The following is a 7,662-nucleotide window of genomic DNA, read 5'->3' as shown; positions in this document are numbered from 1 at the left end:
TCATACCGCTGGCGATGGGAATGTTCGGGTTGACGGAGATCATCAAAAATCTCGGCCAACCCGAAGAAAACAGATCGCTCGTATCGAAGCGAATTACTGGCCTGTTTCCCACAAAAGCTGATCTCGCTGCGTCGGCAGGCGCAATATTAAGAGCGACCGGGATTGGTTCAATTCTCGGCGTGTTACCGGGCGGTGGTCCGACGCTGGCGGCATTTTCGTCATACGTACTTGAGAAGAAACTCGCAGGGGACAAGGGAACGTTCGGGAGGGGCGATATTCGCGGGGTTGCGGCGCCGGAGGCCGCCAACAATGCCGCCGCCCAGACTTCCTTCATCCCGATGCTGACACTCGGACTGCCCTCAAATGCGGTAATGGCGCTGATGATTGGCGCAATGTCAATGCAAGGCATTGCTCCCGGGCCACAGGTCATGACGCAAAACCCAACGCTATTCTGGGGCCTGATTGTGTCCATGTGGGTTGGCAACTTGATGTTGTTGATCATCAACCTGCCGCTGGTGGGTGTCTGGGTGCAACTCCTTAAAGTGCCCTACAGAATGCTGTTTCCGGCGATCGTGCTGCTTTGCTCGACGGGCGTCTACGTGATCAACTACTCGGTTTTCGAGGTTTACCTTCTCGCAGGGTTCGGTATCATCGGGCTGGCGCTTGCTCGCTGCGGCTGTGATCCAGTTCCACTGCTTCTGGGCTTCATTCTGGGGCCGATGATGGAAGAAAATCTGCGTCGAACATTGCTGATCACAAATGGTGATGTTGATGTCTTTTTCACCCGTCCGATCTCAGCTGCATTTCTCGCTCTCTCGCTATTCCTTATTGCTCTAGCTTTTCTGCCGTCACTGACACGAAAGCGGGCGGAGGTATTTCAAGAATGAGAATACGATTCAGGACAATGGGCACGCGCCGGAATGCAAATATTGAAGGACGTGGTTCGCCCCGGCTCTGCAAACGGCCGTTTTGCTCAAATTATGCCGCCGCACCATCACTGTCAGTTCGACTGGCCATACCTTGCCTTCAAACCAATAATTCACCGCCTGTGGCCTCACCCAGCGGCAGGAACATCTGAGCTGCTGCGCCAATGATGCCTGCATCGTTTCCCATTTCAGCGGGCAGAAACCGAGCGCCGGCCATGTAGCCTGACAGGCCGCAACGTCGTGCCTCGGCTTCGAGGGGCGCCAATAGAAACTGACCGGCAGCGCTGAGGCCCCCTCCGATTACGATCGTATCGGGTGCGAATGTATGAACCCAAGAAGCGACCGCACGCCCAATCCACCGCCCGGCATCGCTGAGAATAATCCGGGCATCGTCATCGCCCTCCAAGGCGCAGGTGATGACGGTGGCGGCGGTCGCCTTTATCCGTTCGCTCCTCGCCTGGCGTGCTATTGCGGTGTCCGGGTAGCGCGCTGAGCGGTCGGCAGCGATGATGTCGAGCGCCTCAGCAGACGCGAGTGCTTCAAGGCAACCGATGCAGCCAAGGCGGCAACGTTGCCCACGCGCATCCATAATCATGTGTCCGGCATCACCGAGACATCCGCCCGACGTTACCATCGCCTGACGGTTGACGATCATCGCGACACCAATACCGGTTCCGGCCGTGATCATCAGCAGTCGCTTCGCCATGGAGCCCGCACCAAAGCGGGCCTCTGCCAGAGCTGCCGCGGTTGCATCGTTCTCGAGCCGTACAGCTAGTTGAAGTGCGGTAGAAAGAGCCTTCGCAAGCGGATAATCGATCAGCCCCGGAACGTTGCCCACGCCGCCTGATAGATTTGTATCATGAATGGGCCCAGGGTAGCCAATTCCGATCCCCCTTACGCGAACTCCATGCGGTATGAGGGCACGGATGGCCGCCACGTACCTTGCAACGATTGCGTCGCCGCTGTCGCCCGGATTGGCCGGTATTCTGCTCTGTCGCAGTATTGCGCCGCCCGCCGAAACGAGGCCGATCTTCGTGCTCCCGCCACCGATGTCGATGCCGACCGCGTGCCACATGGTGAACCCCTTAGAGACGGTAACGGTTGATGTGCAGCATGAAGCCGTCGCCGCAGTAGACTGAACGGACATATTCACATACCTGGTCGGTGTCTGTTGCTGTAACGCGCCATACGGCTAGAACCGGCGAGCCGGAGGCAATGTGGAGGTGCCGGGCTTCTTCATCGGTGGCCGCGAGCGGCTCGAACAGTGCGTCCGCCCAGGCAGGCACAATTCCCCAGCTCTGCGTCATCAATCCATAGAGCGACCCATTGTCGAACATTTCGCGGCGGGCGTTCGGATACATCGACTTGGGCAAGTAAGCCTCCTCGAATGCGACAGGACGACCATCGATCGAGCGCACCCGGCGAACGGCGATATAGGTTTCGGTTCCGGCAACCTGCAGATGATTGCGGAAGGCTTCCGGCAAGCTGGCGTCCGCGGCAAAGTCAATTAGCGTTGAAGCCGCGATACCTCCCAGGCGCTGAACCTCGGAGGTGAAGCTGTGAAATCCCGACACGCCTGTCATGCGCGAAGTGGTGGTAAAATAGCCACGTCCCTGTTCGCTGTAGATAGCACCGCGGGTTTCGAGCAGCTTCAGAGCCTGCCGGATGGTAACACGGGATACACCGAACTCACGGGATAGATCGCTTTCGGACGGCAAACCAAAGTTTTCGCCCTCCCTGATCTCAATCTCGTCACTCAGTATTTCCGCGACCTGCATGTAAATCGGTGCAGCACCGTGACTGCGGACCGGACGCCGGCGCGATTCTGGCTGAGCCTGGTTCGCGCTTGAAGACGTTCCGTCAGTTTTTGCTGTCATCGTTCAGTCTCATACCGGTGTCGACATCGAAAAAATGCGTGTGCTCATCCGGGACATGCAACACAAGCTCATGTCCCGGGTCAAGCTTTTGACGAGCGGAAAAACTCGCAACAATTGGCTGATTTCCGATGCGGCCTGTCACGATCAATTCAGGTCCAGTCAACTCTGCCACGTCCACTGTCAGGGGTATTCCTGCTCCGGTCGAACCGTATTGCAGAGCTTCGGGACGTATACCCATGATCACCTTTGCAGCCGTTGCAGCTCTGGGTCGTGAAACGGGCAACACAAGTTCCGACCCATCGATTTGCAAGCCACCATTACGCCAGGAGCCTGTCAGCATGTTCATGGGCGGCGCGCCGACAAAGGTTGCGACGTAACTTGTGGCCGGACGATGGTAGATGGCTTCTGGCGTGCCGAGTTGCTCTATCCTTCCATTGCGCATGACCGCAATCCGGGTGGCAAGGGTCATGGCCTCGATCTGATCATGGGTCACATAGACCACTGTTGTCTTCAGCATCTGGTGCAGCCGCTTCAGTTCGGTCCGCATTTCCATGCGCAACTTTGCATCAAGGTTCGACAGCGGTTCGTCGAACAAAAAAATCCTGGGGTGCCGCACCAGAGCCCGTCCGATGGCGACGCGCTGGCGCTGGCCACCTGACAGCTGGCTTGGCTTGCGGTCAAGAAGTGGTTCGATCTGTAGGATGCGTGCAGCCTCGAGCACTGCGAAGTCACGCTCGCCTTTGGGCACCTTGCGCATTTCAAGACCAAAGCCAATGTTGCGGCGCACGGTCAGATTGGGATAGAGCGCATAAGACTGGAACACCATCGCGATATTGCGGTCCTTGGGGTGCATGCCGAGGATTGTCTTGTCATCGATCCTCACATCGCCGCTCGTCGGCTCAGCCAGCCCTGCTATGATGCTGAGCAGCGTGGATTTTCCACAGCCAGAGGCACCGAGAAGAACCAGGAACTCGCCGTCGTCGAGTGCTATGTCGATACCGTTCAGCGTCTGTAAGTCGCCAAAGGATTTGCAGAGCTTAGCGATTGTCAGTGCACTCATAATGCATGGTCCAGTCGGGTCATCTGCCGCGGCCACGTTGAGACTGCGCGCGATGCCGTGTTAACGCCCTCTTGCAAGCAAATGGGCAAGGGTTGCGAGCGGGCGTAGGCGGCGAGAAAAGCTGCGTTGAAGATGTCGCCCGCGCCAATTGTGTCGATGACCTCAACTGGGTTGGCGATAGCGCGGTAAAGTTGGCCGTCGGCGTCGCGAACTACTGCTCCTTCGGAGCCCCGCTTGATCACGACCAGCGAACCCTCGGGCATGCCGTCACTAATCATTTTAGCCGCCTCTTCGATCGTGTTCGCACCGGCAAAACCAGTGGCCTCGATCTCATTGAAAAGTGCAATCCTGCTGCGGGACAGCCACATCGCGGTTTCGGTGCGCGTGGCTTGCGTCCAGCCCTGTGGTGGCCAGCCGGTGTCCAGCGCTATGGCAACATCATAGTGATCCGCCCAATCGAAAAGAGCTTCGTAGTCCGCAGAAAGCGCATCGGTGATGAAACAGCCGCAAAGAAGCAGAAGGCCTTCACCCATAGTAGCGGCGTCCAGCGTGGCGCACACGGCCGGAACCGTCATATCGAGAAGATGTCCGTTCGTCGTGAAAAATGTGCGTTCGCCGTCTGGGTGGGTCAAGCCGACCGACAGGGTTGTCCGTCTTGGGCTGACCGGCCACCGCGGAGCGTGATCCGGGAAGGCGTCGGCCAGCCAGTTGCCGTAGTGGTCTGCCCCAACATTGGCAGCGAATTGGAATGGCAGCCCCATTGCCTGCCAGACGAGCGCCGCATTGCCCGCTGCGCCGCCGACCCGTAAATCATCATGGGCGACCATGACCTCGGTCCCTGGCTGTGGCCAGGGTGCAACCGGGCCCAAGATCAGATCGACGTTGACATTTCCGACGACGGCAAGCGGGCGCATTCATTCAACCCTTGTGATTTTGGTTGACCTAACTGGCGTACCGGCATCCACCACGCGCTCTGCAGCAAAGCCGATCATCAACCTTTGCGCTGTCGGCAGCATGCTAAAGATTGAGGCAATGCCGGACTGCCGGGCAAACGGAATCGTGACGATACTAGCGATAGGCGGCAGACCGGAACAATCGAACATCACACACGGTGATTCCGTTTCAGCCACGGACTGCGCCATGGCCGTCACGAGACCTGCGGTTGGATCATCGCCGCGAAACAGGATTACGCCCAGATCAGGACCCAACATCTCCATGGGACCGTGACGCAATTGTCCACCCTCAAGCGAGAAGCATGGGCAACGCGACAGTTCCGTCAGGCCGAGGGCCAGAGCCTCTGCAACACCTTGGAGACGACGGCCAGATGTCACAATGCCATAGACCCCAGACAAGGCGGCGAGCGCGGGCGCGACATCGGGTTGTTCCGGGGTTTCGAGTGCTGCCAGTGCGCTGGATGGATCGGTACCGAGGGCGTCGAGCACAGCCAAATGGAGAGCCAATGTTACAGTCAGGCTTCGCGTCGCGGCGAACGCGTGTTCCGTGCCGCCGTGCCCCACTAACGATGGAGTCACTCTTGAAAGAAAGGAACCTTGCTCCAATGTCATGCCGAACACATCAACAGGCCGTTCGCCCGTTTCAAACCAGCGGACCACTTCCGCACTTTCTCCCGACTGCGAGGTAACGAGAACGGTCCGTCCCTCCAATGGTAGCGGTGCGCCTAGCTGCTCGGAGAGCGGCAGTGCAAGCGCGTGGACGCCGAGTTCGCGGTAGAGCGGCTCGACAGCACGCGCCACCGCATGGGATCCGCCCATGCCGAACATGACCAGCGAGCCAGTTCGCCGGATCGCATCGGCAAACTGGTGCGCGGTGCCTCTGGATTGTTCAAAAGAAGCGATGGCGTCTGCATGCTGGCGCGCCATCTCATGGTCGATAGCCAGTAGTCCGGCCGGTTTCTGAAGTGCTTGGATCATTGTTACCCTTTGACGCCGCCGCTGGTCAGCCCTGAAATCAGGGCACGTTGCATGAGAAGGCCGATCAGAACGGGCGGAAGGGCGGCGATCACCCCTGCCGTTGCGATCATCCCGTAGTCGGAAACCCTACCCCCGGCGATCTCAGCGATTGCCACCGTGAGCGTTTTGGCGCGCAGGTCAGAGGTGAAGAGCAGGGCATAGAAGAATTCATCCCATGCCAGCAAAAAGGCAAACAGCACAGCCGTTCCGATCGTCGGCAGCGCCAGAGGCAGGGTGATAATCCGCAAGGTCTGCCACAAGTTGGCACCATCGATCATAGCCGCCGCCTCGATTTCGCGCGGGATTCCGTCGAAACCGGACTTCATAAGCCAGGTTGTAAAGGGCGCGAGAATGGTCAGATAGACAAGCGCCAGACTGAAAGTGCTGTTGAGCATGCCGAGTTTGGCGAGCCCCATATAGAGCGGTACTGCCAGCGCAACCGGTGGCAGCATGTAGGTGGCAATCACCGCGTTCAGCGACCAACCGATGGATGGTGTGCGCGATACCGCCCACCCCGCTGGAACCGCAACGGCGATTGCGGCAACCGTCGCCATGGATGCTACGGTCACGCTATTCAGCAGCGATGACGTAACCGCCGCCCCGGCACTGTTTTCAACGCGTGAGAGCAGCGTCACGTATCGCGAAAGATCGACCTCGTCTGGCCACCACTGCAGCGGACGCGCAGACAAGGCCTCGGCTGGCGAAATGCTCATTACAAATAGCCACAGAACGGGGGCGAGGATGATAACCGCAAGGATAAATGCCACACCATGTAAAAAGATCTTTTCCAATGTGCTCTGGCGTTCCATCAGTGCGTGCTCCCGGCAGTCTTGCGTAGCAGGGTTCCATATGACAACGCCAACACACTGACGATCAATGTGACGATCAGGGCGAGCGACGCTCCAGACCCTGCCCGCTGAAAAGAGAAGCCTTCCTGATAAACCAGAATTGACAGTGTGCGTGTCGTATTGGCAGGCCCGCCACGTGTCATGATCCAAATGATGTCGAATACCTTGAAGGCCTCGATTGTCCGCAACACAAGCGCAACCATCAGCGGGCCGGCCAAGTGCGGCAGCGTGACATAGCGGAAACGCTGAAATAAACCCGCACCGTCAACCAACGAGGCAGCAGTTGTGTCACGCGGCACGGCCTGCAGGGCAGCCAGTGCGATCAGTGCAACGAGCGGAAAGTTCTTCCAGGCATCCGCCAGGATAATCGCCCACATTGCGCTGCCTGGCTCACCAAGCCAAGAACGATAAGCGTCGGTCAGCCCGATTTGTGTCAGGGCCGAATTCATCGCACCATATTCCGGGTTATAGATGAGCCGCCAGAGCGTCGCATTGACGACCGTCGGCAAGGCCCAGGGCAGGATCATCAGCGCACGAAGGAGAGTACGCCCGTAAAAGCGTTGGTTCAGAAGTAGCGCCGCCAGGACGCCCACCACCATTTCGATGGATACTGAGGCGAGCGCAAACCATAGCGTTGACCAAAGCGTCTTCAGAAACGCACTGCTGGTCAGCATTTTTGCATAGTTGGTAATGCCGACGAATTCGCCTCCGGTACCGACCAATTTGGCATTTGTGAACGACAATCGAACGGTCTCGGCCAATGGCCAGCCGATAACGCCGACCATCACGATCAGCAGCGGAAGCATGAGCAGCCATGCTCGAGTGGTCAGCCAAGTTCTAGACACGCGTTACGTCCTTGACAGGTTCAGGGGCCATCCGGGCGGACGAAGCCACCCGGATGGGAGGCATTACAGACCGCTGGTCTCAGCCGCTGTTGCGAGAGCGTCCTCAGACGTGGATTGGCCGAGCAGGGCTTCCTGG

The 7,662-nt window shown here is 58.4% G+C and carries 8 protein-coding genes; 1 reads left to right on the top strand and 7 read right to left on the bottom strand.

Features of this window, described 5'->3' with window-relative positions; all coding sequences use genetic code 11:
• Positions 1 to 887 (top strand): tripartite tricarboxylate transporter permease (locus AX760_RS25095; protein WP_175552135.1); only part of this gene is annotated, 887 nt, incomplete at its 5' end.
• 139 nt (positions 888 to 1,026) lie between these two features.
• On the opposite strand, the gene AX760_RS25090 is transcribed toward AX760_RS25095, so the two are convergent.
• From AX760_RS25090 to AX760_RS25060, 7 genes are read right to left on the bottom strand one after another with little or no spacing between them, the layout of a single operon-like run.
• Positions 1,027 to 2,001, bottom strand: a complete 975-nt coding sequence (locus tag AX760_RS25090) for an ROK family protein (RefSeq protein ID WP_071835750.1) — start codon at positions 1,999 to 2,001, stop codon at positions 1,027 to 1,029.
• A gap of 10 nt (positions 2,002 to 2,011) precedes the next feature.
• The gene (locus AX760_RS25085) at positions 2,012 to 2,803 is read right to left on the bottom strand and encodes a GntR family transcriptional regulator (protein WP_083531344.1); all 792 of its coding nucleotides are present in this window, start codon (positions 2,801 to 2,803) and stop codon (positions 2,012 to 2,014) included.
• Positions 2,787 to 3,863 (bottom strand): ABC transporter ATP-binding protein, encoded by a 1,077-nt coding sequence (locus AX760_RS25080; RefSeq protein ID WP_071835748.1) that lies wholly within the window; start codon positions 3,861 to 3,863, stop codon positions 2,787 to 2,789. The genes AX760_RS25085 and AX760_RS25080 overlap by 17 nt, the downstream gene beginning before the upstream one ends.
• The gene (locus AX760_RS25075; RefSeq protein ID WP_071835747.1) at positions 3,860 to 4,777 is read right to left on the bottom strand and encodes a carbohydrate kinase family protein; all 918 of its coding nucleotides are present in this window, start codon (positions 4,775 to 4,777) and stop codon (positions 3,860 to 3,862) included. Before AX760_RS25075 ends, AX760_RS25080 begins: the two co-directional genes overlap by 4 nt.
• Positions 4,778 to 5,794, bottom strand: a complete 1,017-nt coding sequence (locus tag AX760_RS25070; protein ID WP_071835746.1) for an SIS domain-containing protein — start codon at positions 5,792 to 5,794, stop codon at positions 4,778 to 4,780. It lies immediately after the preceding gene.
• A 2-nt stretch (positions 5,795 to 5,796) separates the two neighbouring features.
• Complete coding sequence (locus AX760_RS25065; protein ID WP_071835745.1) at positions 5,797 to 6,642, bottom strand: carbohydrate ABC transporter permease; 846 nt, start codon at positions 6,640 to 6,642, stop codon at positions 5,797 to 5,799.
• Positions 6,642 to 7,526 (bottom strand): carbohydrate ABC transporter permease, encoded by an 885-nt coding sequence (locus AX760_RS25060; RefSeq protein ID WP_071835744.1) that lies wholly within the window; start codon positions 7,524 to 7,526, stop codon positions 6,642 to 6,644. The genes AX760_RS25065 and AX760_RS25060 overlap by 1 nt, the downstream gene beginning before the upstream one ends.
• Between the last annotated feature and the right edge of the window lie 136 nt (positions 7,527 to 7,662).

It is taken from the genome of Pararhizobium antarcticum (assembly GCF_001885585.1).
In the GTDB taxonomy this organism is placed as follows: Bacteria; Pseudomonadota; Alphaproteobacteria; order Rhizobiales; family Rhizobiaceae; genus Pararhizobium; species Pararhizobium antarcticum.
The sequence above is the reverse complement of the archived record's forward strand: the minus strand, read 5'-3'. Positions and strand labels throughout refer to the sequence as shown.

Bases quoted from the DNA above. Each gene is read 5' to 3' on its own strand.
- AX760_RS25075 (WP_071835747.1), bottom strand. From the start codon at position 4,777: ATGCGCCCGCTTGCCGTCGTCGGAAATGTCAACGTCGATCTGATCTTG.
- AX760_RS25085 (WP_083531344.1), bottom strand. From the start codon at position 2,803: ATGACAGCAAAAACTGACGGAACGTCTTCAAGCGCGAACCAGGCTCAG.
- AX760_RS25070 (WP_071835746.1), bottom strand. From the start codon at position 5,794: ATGATCCAAGCACTTCAGAAACCGGCCGGACTACTGGCTATCGACCAT.
- AX760_RS25090 (WP_071835750.1), bottom strand. From the start codon at position 2,001: ATGTGGCACGCGGTCGGCATCGACATCGGTGGCGGGAGCACGAAGATC.
- AX760_RS25080 (WP_071835748.1), bottom strand. From the start codon at position 3,863: ATGAGTGCACTGACAATCGCTAAGCTCTGCAAATCCTTTGGCGACTTA.
- AX760_RS25065 (WP_071835745.1), bottom strand. From the start codon at position 6,642: ATGGAACGCCAGAGCACATTGGAAAAGATCTTTTTACATGGTGTGGCA.